15 protein-coding genes, 1 other RNA gene and 2 pseudogenes are annotated in these 19,921 nt (G+C 48.2%); 10 read left to right on the top strand and 8 right to left on the bottom strand.

All coding sequences use genetic code 11. The features are described from left to right. Nucleotides 1–28: 28 nt before the first annotated feature. Together QUE23_RS04010 and flhA are read right to left on the bottom strand one after the other, a co-directional pair. Nucleotides 29–1,113 (bottom strand): annotated as a pseudogene (locus QUE23_RS04010) (DHH family phosphoesterase). 8 nt (nucleotides 1,114–1,121) lie between these two features. Next, nucleotides 1,122–3,320 carry a flagellar biosynthesis protein FlhA gene (flhA, locus tag QUE23_RS04005; RefSeq protein WP_286349311.1) on the bottom strand — a complete coding sequence of 733 codons (2,199 nt, stop codon included), beginning with the start codon at nucleotides 3,318–3,320 and terminating at the stop codon, nucleotides 1,122–1,124. A gap of 114 nt (nucleotides 3,321–3,434) precedes the next feature. On the opposite strand from flhA, the gene rpsO reads away from it, so the two are divergent. After that, complete coding sequence (gene rpsO, locus QUE23_RS04000; protein WP_053829830.1) at nucleotides 3,435–3,707, top strand: 30S ribosomal protein S15; 273 nt, start codon at nucleotides 3,435–3,437, stop codon at nucleotides 3,705–3,707. A gap of 7 nt (nucleotides 3,708–3,714) precedes the next feature. Continuing rightward, nucleotides 3,715–4,986: an O-antigen ligase family protein gene (locus QUE23_RS03995; protein ID WP_286349310.1), complete on the top strand. Its 1,272-nt coding sequence runs from the start codon at nucleotides 3,715–3,717 to the stop codon at nucleotides 4,984–4,986. Between the two features lie 5 nt (nucleotides 4,987–4,991). On the opposite strand, the gene QUE23_RS03990 is transcribed toward QUE23_RS03995, so the two are convergent. From QUE23_RS03990 to QUE23_RS03980, 3 genes are read right to left on the bottom strand one after another with little or no spacing between them, the layout of a single operon-like run. Beyond that, nucleotides 4,992–5,720 (bottom strand): fumarate reductase iron-sulfur subunit, encoded by a 729-nt coding sequence (locus QUE23_RS03990; RefSeq protein ID WP_286349309.1) that lies wholly within the window; start codon nucleotides 5,718–5,720, stop codon nucleotides 4,992–4,994. After that, nucleotides 5,721–7,790 carry a fumarate reductase flavoprotein subunit gene (locus QUE23_RS03985; RefSeq protein ID WP_286349308.1) on the bottom strand — a complete coding sequence of 690 codons (2,070 nt, stop codon included), beginning with the start codon at nucleotides 7,788–7,790 and terminating at the stop codon, nucleotides 5,721–5,723. 15 nt (nucleotides 7,791–7,805) lie between these two features. Beyond that, entirely contained in the window at nucleotides 7,806–8,564 is a 759-nt protein-coding gene (locus QUE23_RS03980) for a fumarate reductase cytochrome b subunit (RefSeq protein ID WP_286349307.1), read from the bottom strand. A gap of 105 nt (nucleotides 8,565–8,669) precedes the next feature. Between QUE23_RS03980 and QUE23_RS03975 the strand changes: the two are divergent. From QUE23_RS03975 to QUE23_RS03960, 4 genes and pseudogenes are all read left to right on the top strand, one after another. Beyond that, a pseudogene (locus QUE23_RS03975) lies at nucleotides 8,670–9,385 on the top strand (triose-phosphate isomerase). After that, nucleotides 9,382–10,398 (top strand): UDP-3-O-(3-hydroxymyristoyl)glucosamine N-acyltransferase, encoded by a 1,017-nt coding sequence (gene lpxD, locus QUE23_RS03970; RefSeq protein ID WP_286349306.1) that lies wholly within the window; start codon nucleotides 9,382–9,384, stop codon nucleotides 10,396–10,398. The pseudogene QUE23_RS03975 and the gene lpxD overlap by 4 nt, the downstream one beginning before the upstream one ends. After that, a complete protein-coding gene (locus tag QUE23_RS03965; protein ID WP_286349305.1) occupies nucleotides 10,398–11,645 on the top strand; it encodes an MFS transporter in 1,248 nt (415 codons plus the stop codon). The genes lpxD and QUE23_RS03965 overlap by 1 nt, the downstream gene beginning before the upstream one ends. A gap of 12 nt (nucleotides 11,646–11,657) precedes the next feature. Next, on the top strand, nucleotides 11,658–13,217 hold the full coding sequence (locus QUE23_RS03960; RefSeq protein ID WP_286349304.1) for a phospholipase D family protein: 1,560 nt from the start codon (nucleotides 11,658–11,660) through the stop codon (nucleotides 13,215–13,217). A 13-nt stretch (nucleotides 13,218–13,230) separates the two neighbouring features. Here the strand turns inward: QUE23_RS03960 and QUE23_RS03955 are convergent, their stop codons facing one another. Continuing rightward, a complete protein-coding gene (locus QUE23_RS03955; protein WP_286349303.1) occupies nucleotides 13,231–14,220 on the bottom strand; it encodes a zinc-dependent alcohol dehydrogenase family protein in 990 nt (329 codons plus the stop codon). Between the two features lie 120 nt (nucleotides 14,221–14,340). Between QUE23_RS03955 and QUE23_RS03950 the strand changes: the two genes are divergently transcribed. From QUE23_RS03950 to QUE23_RS03935, 4 genes are all read left to right on the top strand, one after another. After that, complete coding sequence (locus tag QUE23_RS03950; RefSeq protein ID WP_286349302.1) at nucleotides 14,341–14,688, top strand: winged helix-turn-helix transcriptional regulator; 348 nt, start codon at nucleotides 14,341–14,343, stop codon at nucleotides 14,686–14,688. A gap of 65 nt (nucleotides 14,689–14,753) precedes the next feature. After that, nucleotides 14,754–15,073, top strand: an RNA gene (rnpB, locus tag QUE23_RS03945) — RNase P RNA component class A. A 6-nt stretch (nucleotides 15,074–15,079) separates the two neighbouring features. Then, entirely contained in the window at nucleotides 15,080–15,931 is an 852-nt protein-coding gene (gene rsmH, locus QUE23_RS03940) for a 16S rRNA (cytosine(1402)-N(4))-methyltransferase RsmH (RefSeq protein ID WP_286349301.1), read from the top strand. A gap of 10 nt (nucleotides 15,932–15,941) precedes the next feature. Next, nucleotides 15,942–16,253 carry a hypothetical protein gene (locus QUE23_RS03935; protein WP_286349300.1) on the top strand — a complete coding sequence of 104 codons (312 nt, stop codon included), beginning with the start codon at nucleotides 15,942–15,944 and terminating at the stop codon, nucleotides 16,251–16,253. Between the two features lie 323 nt (nucleotides 16,254–16,576). Here the strand turns inward: QUE23_RS03935 and QUE23_RS03930 are convergent, their stop codons facing one another. Further along, a complete protein-coding gene (locus tag QUE23_RS03930; RefSeq protein WP_286349299.1) occupies nucleotides 16,577–18,451 on the bottom strand; it encodes a motility associated factor glycosyltransferase family protein in 1,875 nt (624 codons plus the stop codon). 5 nt (nucleotides 18,452–18,456) lie between these two features. Next, nucleotides 18,457–19,884: a Do family serine endopeptidase gene (locus tag QUE23_RS03925; RefSeq protein WP_434802005.1), complete on the bottom strand. Its 1,428-nt coding sequence runs from the start codon at nucleotides 19,882–19,884 to the stop codon at nucleotides 18,457–18,459. Between the last annotated feature and the right edge of the window lie 37 nt (nucleotides 19,885–19,921).

Genomic DNA, 19,921 nt, shown 5'->3' with positions numbered 1-19,921 from the left:
TCTCCTTTCAATTTTCTTTGGGCTTAGCTTAAAACTCGAAGCGGTTCCCAAAAAAGCTGTAATCAGCCCCCTTTTCCTTGTGAAACACCTTTTCTAACTGCTCCTTAATGTCATAGTAGCTAAAACTTTCTTTAAAGCCTTCTATTTTCCCCCCGCTGGCGTTTTTATGCCCGCCCCCATTGAAATATTGTTTACTTAAGTTACTCACATCGCACTTCCCATTGGAGCGCAAGCTCACCGACCCTTTAGGGCTCACATCGATATAAAAGTCAAATTCAGGGTTTTGCTCCAAAAAGAGATTAGCCAACACGCTAATGCCCCCCATGCTATAACTCAAAAACCCCTTTTTGCCCTCACACTCTAGGGCGCACTCCTCTTTTTTTTGTGAAAGTAGGGCAACTTGGGCGTTGGAGGCGATGTTGTCCATTGTTTCTAAATCCGGGTTACCCCCCAAAGCGATTTTTTAAGCCTGAATAAATCGTTGTCAAAGGCAACCTCTCCCCTTTCTTGGTGCAGATAGTCGGGCACTTTCTTTAAAAGGGCGAATTTATAGGCGCGGTGCTCTTCATCAAACATGAAGCGGTTGAGCTCGTGGGTGCTTGAGATCATGCGCATGCACACCTTGCCAAACTCAAAACCAAAGCCCCCCTCTTGCCAAATGTCAATGGAGTTGATCATCTCCACCATCGGGGCTAGGTTTTCAATGTTTTCCAAAGGGGAGTAGAGCTTTTGCAAAGTTTCAAAGGTGATTTTAGATGCGCTGCGCTCGGTGTCTAGGTGGTACCAGTGGTAGATTTTAGCCGCATCTTGGCCGGTGGCGTGGTGATCTAGCAGCAACACCTGCACCTCAAGCCCCTGCAAACGTAGGGCATCGCTTTGTTCTTGCAAAAACTGCGCCTCATTTAGAGTTAAATTCAAGTCTGTAACAAGAATCAAGATTTTGCGCTTGGGTTCTAGTGCCCGGCTGATGTCGTCTAAAATTTCGTGTAGCCTCGCGCTCACCTCCCGCCCGTAGTTGGCGTTGTAAAATTTAATGTCTTTAAAAAAATGGTAGCTGATGAATTGGCATCCATAGCCGTCTAAGTCGATGTGGGATAAGTGGAAAACTTGCATGTTGGTCCTTAAAAATTAATGTTGATGGTGCCTAGCACCTCATATTTGGCGTTGGTGTCTAGCTCGGCGTGGCTGAGCACCACAATGTCGATTTTAAACTGCTCCATTTTCGTGGAGAGCGGACGGCGCAACTCGGGATCGACGATGAGAATCACGGGCGCGATCCCCCGCTGTAAGATTTTCATAGACTCGGCAGACACATGTTCGATGAGCTGTTGCATTTCAGTGGCGTTTAACAATAAGAATTTACCCGAAGCTTGATCCTTGAGTTTGTTTAATAAAAACTGCTCGGTGGCAGTGCCTAGAGTGAGGAGCTTTAAAGTCCCGTCCTCGGATTTAAAAATATTGGTGATGACCCGTGAAAGCCTTGCGCGCACCTGCTCGGTTAAAATGGTGATGTCGTTTTGCACGCTGGGGGCGATGTCGGTGATGGTCTCTAGAATGGTGAGCATGTCTTTAATGGGGATTTTCTCGTGCAAGAGTTCTTGCAACACAGAGCGAATCACCCCGGTGGGGATTTTCTTTGCCTCCTCGACAATGGCGGGGTAATCATTAGCTAGCCGTTCTAAAAGCGATTTCACCTCGTCTTTGGTGATGAACTCTTCGGCGTAGTTTTTGACCAATTCGCTGGTGTGTGTGGCGATCACGGTGGAGGGGTCGATGATCGTATAACCCTGGATGATCGCTTCCTCTTTGTCTTTAGGTTCGATCCATAAAGCGTCCATGCCAAAGGCGGGCTCTTTAGTGGGAATCCCCTCGATTTCTTTGCCCGCAAAACCCGTGTTCATCGCCAAAAAGCGATCGGGCATCACGCTCCCATCGCCAATGGTGATCCCCTTGAGCTTGATTTCATAATGCGTGGGAGGGAGCTGGAGATTGTCTCTAATGCGGATTTGGGGCATTAAAAAGCCGTAATCACTCGCAATCTTTTTGCGGATACCTCTAATACGCTCTAACAAATCCCCCCCCTGTTTAATGTCGGCTAGAGAAATGAGCTGGTAGCCCAAAGCAAGCTCTAAAAACTCAATTTTAAGCACCTCATTGATGGCTTGCTCTTCCTCTTTTTTGATCTCCTCTGCGCTCTTTTGGGGGCGAGTGGTGGGGACTTGATCGGAGGTGGTGGCGGACTTGTGGCTCAAATCAACGCCTGTTTTTTTACTCAGCCACGCTTCAAATTTAGAAAATAAATTGTCCTTGCCCTCCCTGGAGATGAGCCATGCGATGAATAAAAACAAACTGCCCACAAAGAACAGCGAAAAGGTGGGTAGGCCCGGCACGCTGGCAAAAAGCAAGAGAATAAAGCCCACAATGACCAAGGTTTTGCTCTTGTCTGTAAGCTGGGTGATGAGCTTACTGGCGAAGTTTTCCTCCTCGTGCTGGGTGGTGCGCGTGGCAACAATGCCCGTGGCGGTGGCAATGATTAAGGCGGGAATTTGGCTCACCAACCCATCGCCGATCGTTAAAATCGTGAAAGTCGAGGCGCTGTAAGCCATGGTCATGTCCCTTTGGAACACCCCCACTAAAAAGCCCCCAATGATGTTGATTAACGTGATGATGATAGAGGCGATGGCATCGCCCTTGACGAACTTACTCGCCCCATCCATCGCGCCGTAAAAGTCGGCTTCTTGGCTCAAAGCAGCGCGCCTTTTTTTGGCTTCTTCATTGTCAATGAGCCCTGAGTTCAAATCCGCATCGATCGCCATCTGCTTGCCCGGCATCGCGTCTAAGGCAAAGCGCGCGCGCACCTCTGTAACGCGCGTTGAACCATTGGTAACCACTAATAAATTCACCAAAACTAGAATACTAAAAATGATCGTCCCGATCACATAGTTCCCGCTCACGGTAAATTCTCCGAAAGCACTGATGATGTCGCTCACCGCGCTAGGTCCCTTGTAGCCCTGCGTTAAGATCATGCGCGTGGTGGCGACATTGAGCGCGAGGCGGTAAAGCGTTACAATCAAGAGCAAAGTCGGAAAAGCACTAAAATCCGTGGGCTTGGTGATGTAAAGCCCGATCAAGATGATGAGTACCGATAGAGCAATGGAGATTGTCAGCAAAAAATCGAGTAAAAAAGGAGGCAGAGGCACGATGATGATCGCCAAAATGGCGATCACAAACGCCACAACGGTCAAGTCCTTAGACTGAGTCAGTTGCCTTAAAAAAGGGAATGTCCGCTTTAAAATGCTCTTTTGCTTGTTGCGCGCCACTAACTGCCTTGAATTAAATTGCGTCAAAACCCCTTCATTCTACAATTTTTCATGTAAAATTTGACTTTTTAGGTTATAATGCGGGCTTATGTAAATTTCCTATAGGAGGTCTTCATGGCTTTAAGTACGGAGAAGAAGCAAGAGATCATTAAACGCTTCGCCCGACAAGACAACGACACAGGTTCTAGCGAGGTGCAAATCGCGCTTTTGAGCCAAAGGATTGCGGACTTGACCGCCCATTTAAAAAACAACCCCAAGGACCACTCCAGCCGTCTAGGGCTTTTAAAACTCGTGGGGCATCGCAAAAACCTACTCAAATACCTCAAAGACACACAGCACGAGCGCTATGTAACGCTCATTGAAGCATTAGGCATCAAGAATCGCTAGGCTCCCAATGTGGCTCTCTTGGGATCGCCACAAACTGGCGACTCTCTTTTTCGCCCTCTTTTTTATTTTTTCATTTAAAAAGCCCGTCCCCCAAATTTTAGTGGTGGTGCTGGCTGTGGGAGCCATGCTCTACTACAAAGCCTCCAAACCCCCGCTGCAGCTAAGGCCTTTTAGATGGCTCATTGCTTCTATGTTTACCATGTTTTTAGTGGTGTTGCCGAACTTATTTGTGGGCGGGGACTTAGAAGCTTGGCATTACAATTTGCGCTCTTTAAACATGCCCCTAGTCTATGTGCTGGGTGTCATTGCGCTCATTTGCCTAAGCGGCACGCAGGTGCGCCTCAACACCAAAATCTTGTTTTACAGCATGGCTTTTACTTGTTTTTTTAATGGGGGACTGGCTTTCGTGCAAAAGGTCTTTTTGGGTATGGGGCGGGTGGCGGGTTTGAGCACTATTGTAGGCTTTGTCACGCTCACTGCTATGGCAATTTTTGGCTGTTTTATCTATGCCCTAACTACAGACAAACGTCAAGAAAAATGGCTTTTTAGTGGGGCGATGCTGGCGGGGTTTTTGGTGGTGCTCTTTAGCGCCACTAGAAGTGCATCCATCGCCTTTGCCATCACCTTTTTAGCCCTCTGTGTGTTTTTAAGGCACACAAAAGAATGGAGCTACATGGGGCTTATGGCGCTGTGCTTTGGCGGGCTGTTCTTATTAAACCAAACCCTAGAGCAACACGCCCTCTTGCAGGCGGCAAGGACTAAAGAAGAAAGTTTTAGGCAAGACCTGCAACTTTTTGCCCAAAAAAACCCCAATTCAAGCATCGGTTTGCGCCTTGCCCGCTGGCAAGAAGCCCTAGCCATCGCTAAGCTTTCACCCCTCATTGGCATGAGCCTTAGCACGAAGTGCCGCCGGATCGATGAGATTTTAGCTCTAGCACACTCTTACCGTAAGGCCGATCAAATCGATTGTGCTGAAAAATACGACAATGAGTTTTTCAACACCCTAGCACATAGAGGGGTCTTGGGGCTGGTGGCGTTGGCATGGTTTTTATGCGTGCTTTGGTGCTTTTTTGCCAAACGAAAAGACACCATTGGGGTGTTTATGCTCTCTATGCTGATCTTTTATATAAGCCTGGGGATTGGCTTCGATCCCTTTGATTTTTTCATTGAAGGCAGTTTTTTTGTGGGGATGGTGGTCATGGCAGCAATCTCCAAGCGACTACACGCTAAGCCGCTAAAGAGCAACTTAGGTAGCGACTCACAAATAGGAGCTAGCTAAAGCACTTAGCGGGCTTTGCCGACTTTCACCATTTTATTGCGCAAGTCGGCTAAAGTGCCTTGTAAGGGGATTTGTTTAGGGCAGGTGTCGTGGCAGCCAATCAGGCTCATGCACCCAAAGACCCCATCGTCATCGCCCACCAACTCGTAGAAGTCATCATCGGTGCGCTCATCGTGCGAGTCGATCAAAAAGCGCATGGCGCGATTCATCCCCGCTGCGCCGATGAAGTTTTCGCGCATGAGCTTTGTCCCACAAGCAGCGATGCAACACCCGCACTCAATACAACGATCGAGCTCAAAAACATTTTGCGCCTCATCCGGGTCGATGCGCTCTTCAGGGCGCGTGATGTCCACTTCTTTTTTATGGTGCGCCCAGCTTTCCACCCGCGCGTTCATGCCGGCAAACCACTCGCCTGTATTCACGCTTAAATCCTTGATTAAGGGGAAAGAGGGCATGGGCATGAGCGTGATCACACTCTCACTAAAACCAGAAGTGAGCGTTTTACAGGCTAGACGCGGGCGGCCATTGACCATCATGGCACAGCTGCCACAAATGCCCGCCCGACACACAAAGTCAAAGCTCAAGTCAGGGTCCATTTTCTCGCGGATCATCCCTAACGCAATAAATAAGGTCATCGATGGGATTTCCTCTAGCTGGTACTCTTTAAAGTGGGGTTTAGACACTGCACTTTGAGGGTCAAATTTTAAGGCGCGGATGGTGATTTGCCGTCCCATTTATTCTCCTTGATGTGTTTCTAAATCGCTTAGGCGGACATTGCGCGCCTTGTATTTGGGCTGTAAATCAAAGGGCATCAACGCCTCCTGCAGGGCGTAGCGATCCCCGCCTTGGGCTTGTATGCGCTCTGTGATCTCTTTAATTTGGGCATCCCTTTGTTCTTTGAGTGGGTGTGGGATAAAGTTACCCTTTGCACCATAACCCCTAAAGTCTGGGCTAAGTTCCATAGACATGATGTCTAAAGGCTCGTACTCTAAGGTGGGTAGAGTTTGGTTGGGATCTGGCCATGACGCAAGGGTGCGGTTTAACCAGTTGGCATCGTCGCGCTTAGGGTGGTCGGTGCGCATGTGTGCGCCGCGGCTTTCGGTGCGATCGAGCGCACCTTTGGTCACACATAGGGCAATTTTAAGCATCCTTTGGGTGCGGTAGGCATCCTCCAACTCGGGGTTGTTGTGGGTCTTTTTGTTTTTCACATGGATATTTTTAGAGCGTTTGTAAAGCTCTTCGAGCTCATTTAAAGCCTCCTCTAGGGTTTTGCCATCTCTAAACACGCCCACTTTCTCGTCCATGATCTCGCGCATGCGCTCGCGGATTTCATAGACATTTTCCTTTCCATCGTTGTGTAACAACTCTTGGATGTGCTCGTGGCTCTTTTGGATAAACTGCTCCACAATGTGGGTGCTGATGTCTAACTCTGCCTTTTGGCAATACTGGGCGAAGTAATCGCCAATGATCATGCCCGCCACCACTGCCTCGCTCACAGAGTTGCCCCCCAAGCGGTTAAAGCCGTGCAAATCCCAACACGCCGCCTCACCTGCACAAAAGAGCCCTTTTAGGTGGCTATGCCCCTTGTAGTCGGTGCGCAGACCCCCCATCGAGTAGTGCTGCATGGGCTTGATGGGCACCCAGCCTTTTTGTTTGGGCGTTCCGGGGCCAAAATCGGGCTCGTCTGTGGGCATGCCTTTTAGGTTTTCTTCCGTTTCTAGGCTGTCATCGGCCGCATCAATGCCCGCAAAAGTCTTGGCAATGTCGTGGACATCGCGTAGGTTTTTCTCCACATGCGCGCGCCCTAAAATGGCGATGTCTAGCCACACATGGTCGCCATAGGGGGAGTTTGCCCCATAGCCTTTTTTGATATGGCTCAAAATATGGCGACTCACTACATCACGGCTAGCCAATTCTTTTTTCTCAGGCTCATAAGCGGGCATGAATCTGCGCCCAAATTTATCGCGCAAAATCCCTCCATCGCCTCGACAGCCTTCTGTCATCAAAATCCCACTAGGCACTAAGGCAGTGGGGTGAAATTGCACGGCTTCCATGTTGCCTAGTTTGGCAACTCCCGTTTCTAGGGCGGTGGCAATGCCTACACCATCGCAGATCACGGCGTTGGTGGTGTGCTTATACACCCGCCCATAACCGCCCGTGGCTAGAAGTGTGCCCTTAGCCACATAGCCGGCAATCTCGCCTGTGATTAAATCCCGCACCACCGCGCCGTAACATTTACCGCCATGGTGGATCAAAGCAATCACCTCTTTGCGATCTTCGATCTTAACTTTGTGGTGCAAGGCTTCGTTAGCTACCGCGTAGAGCATGGTGTGCCCGGTCGCATCAGCGGTAAAACAAGTGCGCCATTTTTTAGTCCCCCCAAAGTCGCGGCTCAAAATATAGCCATGCCGATCCTCTCTCTCGGTGATCGTCACATGCTCGCCATTGATCACCGCAGGGCGATCGCCCTTTTTAATGCGAGTCCATGGCACGCCCCAGCTGGCAAGCTCACGGATTGCTTTAGGGGCAGTGGTGACAAACATGCGCGCCACTTGTTGGTCGCAACCCCAGTCGCTCCCTTTGACTGTGTCTAAAAAGTGCAGATCCTCATTGTCTCCCTCGCTCATTTTGGCATTGCCAAGGCTGGCTTGCATCCCGCCTTGTGCGGCGGCAGAGTGGCTGCGCCTGACGGGCACTAAAGAAAGCACAATCACATCTAAACCCACTTGGCGGCAGGCGATGCTAGCTCTTAAGCCGGCTAACCCCCCGCCCACCACCAATGCATCGCAATAAACTATCTTCATGATGAATCCTTCTTGTTAGTGGAGTTGTTCGTCCGCTTGCACGGCTTGTTGCATGCTAGAAATTTCTGCTTTTTGCATGATCCCGTGTTTGACATAAGAGCCATAGGTGAGTAGCCCCAACACAATAAAAAACACGCTCATGCCCCATTTGATCTTGCGTAATTGATCGATGCCCATGTCCTTAAACCAACCCCATTTAATGGCTAGGCGGTAAAGCCCGATCGAGCCGTGCAACTCGACAGAAATGAGTAAGAATATGTAGAGTAACCAAAAGTGCTGGGTAACAAAGCGGTAAGAAGAAGCGTGCGGCCCTATGCTGTGCGGGGCGGTGAGCATCACAAACAAGTGGATGCTGGCCAAAAAGAACATCGCAAAACCTGTACCCACTTGCACCATCCATAGGCTGGTGTCGCCGTGCTTCATGAGGTATTTATGGGTTTGGAAGATTTTATATTGCCTGTAGTTGATGGGGAATTTACGCAGCGCTAAAAAAGCGTGAGCAACCAAGATGACGATGACGGCTGCTGCCACCGCACTCACAATCGCAGGCTCGCCTGCCTTGATAAACAAACTGCCCTCAAAGAATTTTGTAACCGCATACATCGCCTTATCACTGATTAAAATGCTGCTGACAAAGAACATGTGCGCGATCATAAACAAAGCTAAAACAAGCCCCGTTGCGCTCTGTAAAAAGTCGAGTTTAGCATAAATCCCACTTTTTTTACGCTCCGCCCCCACGCCATAATAGCCCTCAATGATTTCCTCTTGTTGCATGCAACACTCCTAAGATGATTACGATTGAAAAATGATAGCAAAATTATGGTAACTTTTTAGCGATTTTTGCCATGTTTTGCTAAGATATGGCAAATTTGGGAGCACATCGTGAAATTCGTCTTGGCTAATTTTAAATCCTATGCGCTTGATTTATTGCCCTATTTAAAGCATTTGCAAAAAAATCTACCCCAAGAATTAGCCCCCTTCCTCACGCTTTTCCCCCCTTTAAGTGCCCTTGGGGTGTGTCAGTCTACTGGCATCCAACTGGGGGCACAAAATGCCTACCCTGCGCTTGAGGGGGCTTTCACGGGTGAAATCACCCTGCACGCCCTGCAAGAGCTAGGCATTAGCTCTATTCTCATCGGGCATAGCGAAAGGCGTTTGTTGCTAGGCGAAACACCTAGCTTTTGCCTTGAGAAGTTTGCTTTCTTTAAGAAACAGGGTTTTCAAATCGTCTTTTGCATCGGCGAATCGCTGGATACAAGAAATTTAGGACAAAAGGCGACTTTGGATTACCTTTTAACACAACTTGAGGGGATCGACTTGGAGTATCCTAAGCTCATTGTTGCCTATGAACCGATTTGGGCGATTGGCACGGGGGTGAGCGCGCAAGCGGGCGACATTGCCAACACCATCGGGGGGCTTAAAGCTTGCCTTAAACCCCGTGTGAAGATCGTTTATGGGGGAGCGTGCAAGTGGGCAATGCCGAGGCCATTTTAAGCCTACAAGAAGTCGATGGCGTGCTGATCGGCAAAGCGTGCCTAGACCCACAAGCCTTATTAGACATCATTAAAATCAGCAGTACAAAGGAATTTGCATGACTTTCAACACTTTAAAAGAAACCTACTCCATCGAAGCCACCCTGCCCCCAAATTTTAAGGATTTTGAGATTGTCGGGGTTGCCCCTCTAGAGCTAGCCACTCCCAATCACTTAAGCTATGTGGATCAAAAATCCTATGTCAAAAAACTCAAAGACACCAAGGCTGGGGGGGTGTTTATCCGTGCCGAATATGCGAGCAAAGTCCCCGCTAATAGCCAAGCCATCATCACACCAAACCCCCATTTAGCCTTTGCTAAAATCTCACACGCCTTTAAAATTGACATGTTTAAAACCCCCAGCACCAAGACCCCCCCCAAATTAGGCGCAAATGTAACTTTAATGCCCCATGTCGTGGTGGGCGAGGGTGTGGAGATTGGGGACAACAGCATTATCATGGCCAATGTGGTGCTGGGCGATGGGGTGAAAATTGGCAAGAATTGCAAGATTTACCCCAATGTTACCATTTACCAAAACACCATCATCGGCAATGAAGTCATCATCCACGCCAACAGCGTGATCGGCAGCGATGGCTTTGGCTACGCGCATACCGAGCTAGGCGCACACATCAAAATTGAGCACACGGGCATCGTGCAAATCGACGACTTTGTGGAAATTGGGGCAAACACCACAATCGACCGCGCTGTGTTTGGCACAACCCATATTAAGCAAGGCGTGAAAATCGATAATTTGGTGCAAGTGGGGCATAACTGCGTGCTGGGCGAGCATTCGATCATCGTGTCGCAAGTGGGGCTTTCAGGTTCGACCACTATGGGGCGTAATGTGGTTTTGGGCGGACAGGTGGGCACAGGGGGGCATATGCACATCGGGGAATTTACCCAAATTGGGGGCAAGGGGGCGGTGGGTAAGGACTTGCCCCCACACACCAACTACGCCGGCGCGATTCCAGCGATGGAAATCCACGAGTGGCACCACTTCTTAGCCACGCTTAGGCGCTTTGCCAAAAAGCAAAAGCCGAGTTTGATCGACAAAGCGAAAGGTTTGTGGAAACGCTAATGACACAGAGTAAAAAAATCCGCTCAGTTGTTGCGGCGGCAAGCGGCAATCTGGTGGAATGGTTTGATTTTTATATCTACGCCTTTAGCGCAACCTACTTCGCCCACTCCTTTAGCGAATCGAGCAACTCCATCATCCAGCAGATTCAGGTTTTTGGGGTTTTTGCGGTGGGCTTTTTCATGCGCCCCTTGGGCTCGTGGATTTTTGGCTCTTTGGCCGACAAAATCGGGCGCAAAAAGTCCATGATCATGTCTGTGGTCTTGATGGCTGTGGGCTCTTTTATGATCGCCGCCCTGCCGACTAAAGAGAGCGTGGGGGATTTGGCGATCTTATTTTTACTGCTTGCGCGCATGGTGCAGGGGCTTAGTGTGGGCGGGGAATATGGCATTGTGGCGACTTATTTGTCTGAGCTCAGTTCTAAGGGCAATCGGGGATTTTACAGCTCTTTTCAATACAGCACCTTAATCGGGGGGCAGTTCTTGGCGGTGGCAAGTATTAGCGTCTTGATGATGTTCTTTAGCCTAGCACAGGTGAGTGCCTTTGCGTGGCGGATTTTATTTGTGCTGGGCGGGGTTTTAGCTCTCGGGTCTTTGCTGGCACGGCGTTTAATGGATGAAAGCTCTAGCGAATTGGAAGAGCATCAAGATCGGGGGACTTTGAAAGCACTCTTGCCCCACTTTAAGACTTGTTTCATCGTATTTGTCATCAGTGCGGGTGGGTCGCTCGCCTTTTACACCATCACCACTTACGCCAAAACCTACCTAGAAAACGCCGGCATGGCTAAACCTGTGGTGAATGATATTTTTGTCTTTGCGCTCTTAATCCTCATGCTTATCCAACCGCTCTTTGGCTACATAGGCGATAAAATCAGCCACAGACGGGCGGTCATCACTTTCACAATCTTAGCCTTTTTTGGCATTGCCCCGCTCTTTAGGGTCATGTCCGTGCATGCCCACAACACCACCATTGCCTTTTTGGCGGTGCTTGCCCTCTTTTTAATCCTTAGTTTTTACACTTCAGTGTCGGGGATTTTTAAAGCTTCGCTCTTCCCCGAACATGTGCGTGCCCTAGGCACGGGCTTTAGTTTCGCTCTAGGTAATGCCATTTTTGGGGGCTCGACCCCCTATGTGGCGTTGCAATTCAAAGCCGCCCACATAGAAAACGGCTTCTTTGTCTATGTCGCCATAATGATGGCGTGCATGTTTGCTGCTGCCATGTGTTTGCCTAAAAAGCCCATTTTGGACTGATTAAGGGCTTTGTTGCAACGCTTTTTTTGCATTTGTTTGCTTTTATGTCCTCTGTTTTTTGGCGGTTGTCTTGCCACCATCGCTAAAAAACGTCCCGACCACATCTATCTTTTAGAGAGCTACCAACCCTTACAAACCCCCCTAGGGCAGGTATACAGCAAGACTTTAAGCCAAAACCCTAAACAGAGTTTGGGCTTCATTTTGCAAGATGGGGATAAGGCTTTGTTGCAACGTATCGCCCTCATCCGCCTAGCCACACACAATATAGACATCCAAACCTATCTCTACAAAAACGACATCTCTTCGCGAGTGATGATGTCCGAGCTTTACAAAGCGGCCAATCGGGGGGTGAAGGTGCGCCTTTTGATCGACGACAATGGGCTAGACTCGGACATGTCCGACATCATCATGCTCAACACCCACCCTAATATTGATGTCAAAATTTTTAACCCTTACCGAATTCGTAACAAGGGCTTACGCTATTTAGAGATGATGGCGAGTTATGACCGCATTAAAAAGCGCATGCACAATAAGCTCTTCATTGTGGATAATGTGGCGCTTGTCATTGGGGGGCGCAACATCGCCGATGTTTATTTTGATAACGATTTAGAAGAGAACTTTTTAGATACCGATGCACTCTTTTTGGGGGCGGTGAGCTTAGAAGCTAAAAGGAGTTTTTTACAATACTGGAATTTTAAAAGTGCTATCCCGGCTAATTTACTTCCAAGCCATAGAAAATTAAAGAGATACGCCAAAACCTATGAAAAAAGCTTGTCTAAACTCCTATTAAGCGATCAAAGTGCCTACGATAAAGAAGTGCAGGCTTTCATCCAAAAGTTTTTAAACAAAGAGAACAAGGCTTACTTGGGGCGGGCTTACTTCATCGCCGATCGCCCTGAAAAAATCTACGCCACAAACCCTAAATCCCCCATTAACCACGCCCTGCAAGATATTTTAAGGCAAACCACAAATTCACTCTACATCGCCTCGTCCTATTTAATCCCCGGCCCCGCTCTGCTTAAAATCTTCACTAAAAAGCTTAGCGAAGGGCTAGAACTAAGCATTTTGACCAATTCGCTCGCCTCTACCGATGCCATTGTGGTGTATGGCGCGTGGGAGCGCTACGCTAAAAAATTAGTCAAGGCGGGAGCTAATGTCTATGAAACCAAAAGTGATTTGTCCCGCTACATCAAATACACCCGCAAGGGGGGGGTGCGCTTTAAAATCAAGGGGCGGCTTAAAAACTCTTTGCATAGCAAGATTTTGATTTTTGATGGCCAATTGACCTGGATTGGCAGTTTCAACCTAGACGCACGATCAGCGCAAATCAACACCGAATCGGTGGTGGTGTTTGACAACGCGGCTTTTGCGCTCTACTTACAACATCGCATGCAAGAGCAAATGCGCGATAGTTGGCATTTAATCTTAGAAAAACACACCCTCCACTCTAAGTTAATTTGGGAGGGCGTGGAGGACGGACAGGTGGTGCGCCACAGCAAACCCCCCGACACCTCCCCCTTTTTACGTTTCATTAAGAACTGGTCTAAGATTCTGCCCGAAGATGAGTTATAGAGCGCAAAAACCCTTAAATCCTCACCAAAACCTTACCAATTTGTGTGCCCTTCTCCATGTAGTCGTGGGCTTTGGCGATGTCTTTAAAATCAAAAATACGATCGATCTCAGGGCGCAACTTATGGCTGGCTAGGGCTTCATAGACATAAGCTTTTGCCTTCTCCAATCTTTTTGGATTTGTTGTGAGCTCAAACAACTGATAGCCACGCAAAGTGAGTCTTTTAAAGAGCATATCGCCCACAGGCACAGCCATATCCTCGTGGTTGAGTGCGCCATAAAGATTGTAATAGGCATCATCAGCCATCGCTTTCACAAGAGTGTTTGCCACCGGACCACCCACAGGATCAAACACGAGATTGACACCCCGTCCGTTTGTGATCTCCTTTAAACGGGTGCTTAGATCGTCTTCTTGGGTGGCGAGCACAAAATCCGCGCCTTTCTCCACTAAAATATCCCCTTTGGCATGTGCGTGTGTGAGCGCGATGGTTCTTGCCCCGAGCATTTTAGCAAACTGGATCGCCGCCAGGCCTACACTGCTCGTGGCGGCTCCTAAGACCACGAAATCCCCCGACTTGACTTGGTACAACTCCACAAATGCGCCATAGACTGTAACAAATGCCATCCAACTTGCCGCCGCCTCTTCAAAAGAAAGATTTTTGGGGTGTTTGACAACGGCGTGGGTGGGCAAATTTGCCACCTCAGCGTAAGTGCCATACTGGGTGAGTAAAAAGCTGGGGATCACGCTCACGGCATCGCCCACATGAATGCCTTGAACACTTGCGCCCACAGCACGCACCACGCCCGCCCCTTCATAACCCAATTTAGACGGGAATTGTGGCGCGTAGATATAACGCCCACGGCGGTACATGATTTCAGCGCGGTTTAAACCCAACACTTGAAAAGCAATTTGCACCTCGTTTGCGCTGGGTGCGGGTACATCTACATCAACGATTTCCAACACATCTAAATCGCCCACGCGGTTAATTTGGACTTGCTTACTCATTTGAAACTCCTAAAATTTTGATAGGCTGCGGATTATAGCCCAATCGCAATATTTTTACAAGTATGAAGTTTTTTCTTAGTTAGTATATTTTTGCTATAATTACGCTATTTAGGAGTGTCTATGCAAGATTTAAATTTACCCAAAGACCAAAACATCTACGAAACTGAGTGTCCCATTTTGCGCGCCATGCAAATTCTAGGGCAAAAGTGGAAGTTGCCTATTTTATGGTACATCGCCGATGCCCCCATGCAAACCATCCGTTACAACGAATTGCAACGAAAGGTGATAGGCATCACCGCCACTATGCTGACAAAGTGTCTGCGTGAGCTAGAAGCCGACAAGATCATCGTTAGAAAACACACCCCCACAATCCCCCCAACGGTGGAGTACTCGTTGCATGAAAATGGCAGAACCTTGCTCCCTGCGCTCAATGCACTTTACCAGTGGGCGACAACGCTTGAGCCTTAAAATTGACTTTGTGTAGTGCGCTTAGGGTTTCTGTAAATTAAGCTAATTTTAGCTATAATCCCGGCTTGCATGGGCGGTGGTTGCTTTGGGTCAAACCAAAGAGGAAAGTCCGAGCTACGAAAGACAGGATTCCATTTAACGGATGGCTAGCGCAAGCTAAGGGAAAGTGCCACAGAAAATAACCGCTCTTTTAGAGTAAGGGTGAAAAGGTGGGGTAAGAGCCCACCGCATCCCAAGCAATTGGGGTTGGCTAGGTAAACCCAATCTGTAGCAAGAAGTGTATGGTAAAGTCTTTGATGAGGCACTTCGCAAGAGGTGGGTTGTAAAACCCATCCAAGATAAATAACCACCCTCGACAGAACTCGGCTTATGCCCATGCTTAAAGGATGACATGCACCAAAGCGTTTTATTAGAAGAGGTTGTCGCTCTTTTTGAGCCTCTATCCCAAAAGCCCCAACCTGTTTTAATTGACTGCACTTTGGGCCTAGGCGGACACAGCCTAGCCCTGCTGCAAGCCTACCCCAATTTACACATTGTCGGCATTGATAAGGACAAAGAGGCACAAACTCTAGCCCTTGACAAACTCGCCCCTTATGCTGAGCGTTTCACCCACAAGCAGGGCAACTTCGCTGAGGTTTTGCCCACCTTGCCCCCCCCACAGGGCATTTTGGCCGATTTGGGGGTGAGCTCTTTACAGCTTGATAACCCTCATCGGGGCTTTGGGTTTCACTCTTTGAATCTAGACATGCGTATGGATATGGAGCAATCTTTGGATGCTTTTAAAATAGTGAATCATTACAGTCTTTATGAATTGGAGCGGGTGTTGCAGATGGGTGAAGTGCACGGACACAAAAAGATCGCTTCTTTAATCGTCCAACACCGGCACAAACAGCCCTTTAACACGGCGCAAGATTTGGCCAGCTTTTTGGCCAAGCACACCCATAGGGGCAAGCTGCACCCCGCGACTTTAGTCTTTCAAGCGATTCGCATGGAGGTGAATGCTGAAATGCAAAATCTACAAGCTTTGTTAGAGTATTCTAAAACCTTGCAAGACACACTTTTATGTGTCATTGCCTTCCACTCTTTAGAAGACAGACAGGTTAAGCATGCCTTTAGAGAGTACGCCAAAGTCTATGGCGAATCCCTCACCAAAAAGCCTCTAATCCCAAGCCAACAGGAAGTGCGTTTAAACCCGCGTGCGCGTAGCGCTAAGATGCGGGCCTTTTATTTTAAGGCTCTTTAGTGGTTTTCCCATGCCTTTAGAAACTGAAGTTGAAGAACGCCGGCTACGCACTACGGACAAAGAGAGAGAAGCCCTCTTTACTGAAAACACACAGGAGCAACGAGGCCTATCTCCCCTAAATTTGGGGGCGGTTTTCATCGTGTTTTTCATCGTCTTGTTTCTCTTTGCGCCTAAAATTTATCTTAGCAACAACATTTACTACATGAGTCGCTCGATCCAAAAACTCCAAAGCCAAGAAGAAATTTTGCAGGAAGAGAAATACCGCCTACAACTTGAGTTAGAAAAACAACGCTACAAATACAGCATTGAGAATATGCCATAAACTACCAAGTGATGTCCAAAAGATCTAGGCATATTTTGCTTCTATACTGGTGTCTACCCAAACCCATGATTTTTTGTTTGGGGCGTACACAAGAGCGTTCTTTTGATCTTTGGGGGGCTTTTTCTAAGGGCAAAGTTTTATAGTTTTTTGGCAAAATATAAGTTGCTTGTTGTTTTGGGCTTTGCTTGGAAGATTCTGGTTCAAGCACGACTCGCACACTTTGGTGCGTACAGCACGCTAAAAACAAAGCCAACAAACTTAAAAATGCAGGCATTTTCTCTCGCTCCAGCATGACCGACCTTAGTACAGAAGGACAAACAATTTTAAACAAATGTGCTCTTTGCGTTGTAAATGTCTAGCATTTGATCTATCGTGTTTAAGATAATATCTTTAGCTTTGGTGTAAAAGGCGGGCAAGTCGGCTTGCTTTAAAGGCAAACATGCCACGAGCAGGTGCAAACACAAATGGGCCAGCGAACCCTCAAACAAAATCCCTACAAAGGGGTTTTCCTGTGTGGTTGTTACACCCAAAGCGTTGATTTGATCCACTAAAGCGTAGAGCTCTTTTTTAGTGGCGATGGGCGTGTTTAAAAGCTCTGTTAAAGCCTTTTTAAAAGCGTTTAAACTTCCTTTTGGGGGGGTCAATTTTATGGGTTTAAAGGCACTCTTTATGTGTCTAATGGCTCTATCCTTCTTGCCCCCCATAAGCTTTAAATCCTGAGCTCTTAGGGGGGTGGTGTGCTCTATAAATGCCCCACTAGAGAGATTGTAGACTTGGTTTTGTTGGTGTTTAAATAATTGCCCCATTTGTTTGGCCGAGAGCAAAAACAAGCCATCGCTAAAGACCTTGCCATCGCCAAAATTGGCCTGCACTTCTAGGCTGTCTGTGGGGATTGTAGGGCTCTCATCGCCATAGTATGAGCCCTTGGCGTGCTTGCTTTGTCCCTCAATGTAGCCACAATCCAGCCCACATAAAATCAAAGTGTGGCTAAACAAGCTTGCCAAAGCAACCCCCGCATTGCCCACAAAGGGTGCGCTAAACTCCACACTCAAGGGGGGCGCAAGGTAGCCGCTGCAAGAGCCCCCCCGCATAAACACATACACCTCTTTGGCGCAAGTTAGGGCTTTTGGGTTAAGCATATTCCCGCAGATTAAAGGCGTGTCCTCTAACGGCGCGCTTTCTAAAACCTCTTTTAAGTAGTCAATGCGCTCAATTTCAATTTGAAAATCCACGGCCACCCCTGCCTTTTTTAGCACCTTTAAAGCTGTCCCGCAGCTAAAAACCACCATTTTAGGCGCGTTTTCTTTTAAAAAGGGCAAGAGAGCGTCTAAACTAGGGCCATTGCCCACCACGCAAATGGGTAAGTCTATGGGTTTTAGGCGTTTTGGCTGCAAAATGGGGGGGTTGTTTTTAAGATTTTCTAGGGTGTTTGTAAGTCCTAGCATTTCATCCTCAAAGCTGCCCCACCCCCTAAGCGCACTCTTTTTTGCCGCATTAAAACTTTGGGCTTGCTGCTTTGTGTTGTCGTTTTTGTAGGGATCAAATTCTAGGTGTAAAAAACTATGGGTGATTTTTTTAGTTAAAAAGACATGCTGCCATAGGGTGGGGGGCATTTGCCCTAGGCTTAACACGCAGGCATTAGGCGGGGTCGCCTCGAACAAGCGGGCGTAATCGACAAAGTAGCAGCTGATACGCCACAAATCGGGGTGTTCCTCGCATAGATACAGAGCGTGGAAAAACGCTCCTTGTTCTAAAAGCAGCGCCAAGCACAGCCCTCCTGCCAAGCCGTAAAAAATCGTGGGGGGGTAGAAGTTTGCCCCCAAGCGGCATATAGTGCCGCTTTCAGTGGGGCTTAAATTTAACAGGGCTTGGCAGCCTTCGTTGGTTAAGGGCAAAGATTCAAGGGGACTTAAGGGGGTGATGGAATTGTTATCCAGCCGCCATTTGGGGTTGTTTAGCGGACTTTTCGCCCACTCTTGGGCGATGTTTAGCATTTGGTGTCGCCCGTGCGTGGTGGGAAAGAGCAAAGAGCCATCGCTTAAGTTAATGACATTGACCCCACTCGTGTCGCTAAGCAGGTTATAAAGCGTGGGGGGATTAAGAAGTGTGGCGTGTAGCTTAGGCAGTCTAGCTTTAAAAAACTCTAAGTTTTTGCGAAAGCACGCCCCCATCCTCTCTTCTGTGATTAACCCCTCCATTGGGGCTATTTCGCCACGATTTGCTTATAACCCCTTTGTATATCAAAGACCAAAAAGCGTTTGGGGACATTGCGGTAACGGCTCAAAGCATGGTTAAAGTCCTCAATGTTTTTAATGCTGACATTTTCAATCTGCATGATCACATCGCCCTGTCTAAAGCCCAAATCCTGCGCTTTGGAGTTCTCTTTCACCTCTTGCACCAACACACCGTGGATTTCCTCGGGGATACGGGCTTGTTTGCGTAATCTGGGCGTTAGGGTTTCTACTTTAAGTCCACTGAGTTGTCCGTGTGCGCCCTCGTGTGCCGTGCTGGTTTCTTTTTTGTTGGGGTTTTTGCGCTCGGTCAACACTAGGCTCGTGGTGTATTCTTTTTTGTTGCGCATATACTTGATGGTAACGCGTTGGTTGGGTGTCATAGAGCCGATCAAGTTACGCAACTCGGCAGAGTTTTTCACCTTTTTGCCATTGACTTGCATGATTAAGTCCCAAATCATCAAGCCCGCTTTTTTGGCTGGCGAGTCTTTTTCAATGCTGATGACCACCGCCCCCTCTTGCCCGTTGTAGCTGCTTTGCAACTCACTGCTGACATCTTGAATCCCCACACCCAAATAACCCCTGTGGATCGTGCCCGTTTTGATGAGCTGGACCGCGATGTGTTGCACGGTGTTTGAAGGGATCGCAAAGCCCACGCCGTGGTTGCCCCCTGTGCGCGATAAAATCGCCGTGTTGATCCCCACAAGTCCGCCTCGGCTGTCGATCAAGGCTCCCCCTGAGTTGCCTGGGTTGATCGCTGCGTCTGTTTGGATGAAGTTTTCGTAGTTGTTGATCCCGATGCTCGTTTTATTGAGCGCGGAGACGATGCCTTGGGTTACAGTTTCGCCCACACCAAAGGGGTTGCCGATCGCAAAGACCAAATCTCCGACCATGAGATCCCCACTGTCGGCAAATTGGATGGTGGGCAGATTGTCCTTATTGATTTTAATCACCGCTAAATCGCTGTCCGCATCCTTGCCCACTAAAGTCGCCACAAATTCTTTATTGTTCCCGGGGATCGTGACAGAGATTTTATCCGCCCCGTCAATGACATGGTTATTGGTAACGATGTAGCCGTCTTTAGAGATGATCACTCCACTGCCTAAAGCCCTCTCAACCCGATCTTTAGGCACTGAGTTATATAAGTCGCCAAAGAATTGTTGGAAAAAGGGGTCATTAAACAGCCCCCCGCCCATAAAATTGCTTTTGATTTTCTTTTGGGTAGAGATATTCACCACCGCCTTGGTCGCCTCTTTCACAGAGTTGTGGAAAGAGTAGATCGTGCTGCTCCCATTGTGATCCGCTCCCACGCGGTTTTTCACCTCGGGCATGGTCTGTATGTTAATCGTCCCAGCCCCTAGCCCCACGGCCAAAGCCACGCTTAACGCTATAAACCTCATTGTTATCCTTTAAAATAAGTATTTCTGTTTAGTATAG

Source organism: Helicobacter felistomachi (assembly GCF_030296895.1).
Classification (GTDB): domain Bacteria; phylum Campylobacterota; class Campylobacteria; order Campylobacterales; family Helicobacteraceae; genus Helicobacter; species Helicobacter felistomachi.
The sequence above is the reverse complement of the archived record's forward strand: the minus strand, read 5'-3'. Positions and strand labels throughout refer to the sequence as shown.